This window comes from Kitasatospora sp. NPDC059817, assembly GCF_042731835.1.
Taxonomy (GTDB): Bacteria; Actinomycetota; Actinomycetes; order Streptomycetales; family Streptomycetaceae; genus Kitasatospora.
In genome coordinates this window covers 46,048-47,244 of the sequence record NZ_JBHWIR010000046.1, presented here as the reverse complement: position 1 = coordinate 47,244, position 1,197 = coordinate 46,048, and the positions used below count along the sequence as shown (strand labels likewise).

At 79.9% G+C, this 1,197-nt stretch carries 1 protein-coding gene; it reads right to left on the bottom strand.

Annotated features, from left to right (window positions below; genetic code table 11):
* Window positions 1-29 precede the first annotated feature (29 nt).
* Window positions 30-1,016, bottom strand: coding sequence for an ABC transporter transmembrane domain-containing protein (locus ACFV61_RS12910; RefSeq protein ID WP_380491588.1), 987 nt, complete (start codon window positions 1,014-1,016; stop codon window positions 30-32).
* Window positions 1,017-1,197: the final 181 nt, after the last annotated feature.

Sequence of the window (1,197 nt, the reverse complement as noted above, 5' to 3'; positions counted from 1 at the left end):
CCCGGTGTGTGTGGGTGGTTTTCTTTTTGTCACCCCCACCCCCCCCGGGGCGCGCGGGGGGGGGGGCGCCCGGGGGGGGGGGGGCCGGCCCCCACGGCCAGCAGTTCGTCGGCCCGGGCCTGCCCGGCCCGGGCCTGCCCGGCCCGGGCCTGCGCCACCGCGACCAGCGCCTCGACCTGCTCGAAGAGCCCGGCGCCGAGGGCAGCCCAGCCGGCCGCGGCGGCGAGCGCCCCGGGGGCCAGGGCGCCGTCGGCGAGGAGGGTCCCGGCGGTGGCGAGCACCGCGACCTCGACCACCGCGATCAGCAGGGTGGCCTGCCAGGCGGTGCGCCGCTGCGCCGCCCAGAGCGCGTGCCCGGCGGCGGACAGGCCCGGCAGCGGCGCCAACACCCGTGCCGCCTCGCGCTGTTCGGCACCGGCGGCGTGGATGCTGCGCAGCCCGGTGAGGGCGCCGCTGAGCCGGGCGGCAAGGTCGGCCTGGACCTCCTGGTAGCGGGCGAACACCGGCCCGGCCTCGCGCAGGAAGAGCCGGATCAGCACCACGCCGGGGACGACGCCCGCGAGGAAGGCGAGCGCCAGCCACGGCGACAGCAGCCCGAGCCCGACGATCGCGCCCGCCGAGGTGAGCAGCGCCGTGGCCGCGCCGAGGACGGCGGGCAGTCGGCCGCCTGCGTCGCCGGCCGAGCCCAGTAGGCGGGCGGCGAGGTCGCCGGGCGGTGGTCCGTGGCGGAGCCGGCCGCCGGGCCCGAGGGCGAGCAGGTGGCGGACGAGGCGCCCGCGCAGGGCGGCGGTGGCCTCGGCGGAGCAGGCCGGGCCGGCCGCGGCGGCGGTGGCATTGGCTGCGGCGGCCACGCCCAGGACGAGGGCGAGCCGTACGAAGGCGCCGGGCCCGGGCCGGTGGCCGAGGGTGGCGTCGACGGCCGCGGCGAGCGCGGCGGGCAGGGCGAGCGTGGTGGCGGCCTCGACCGGCAGGGCGATGCCGAGTGCGAGGGTCCAGCCGGTGGGGCGGCGGGGCAAGTCGGAGCTCCCGTCGGAACGTCGGAACGTTGGGTAGGGGGGGCGGGGGGTCGGGCACGTGCAGGTAAACGGACGGGGGGGGGGGCGGGCGGCGGGGGCGGGCGGGGGGGGGGCGCCCCCCCGCCCCCCCCCCCCCAGACTGGTGGGTGTTTTTTAAGATAGAGTGTGTCTGTGAGATATT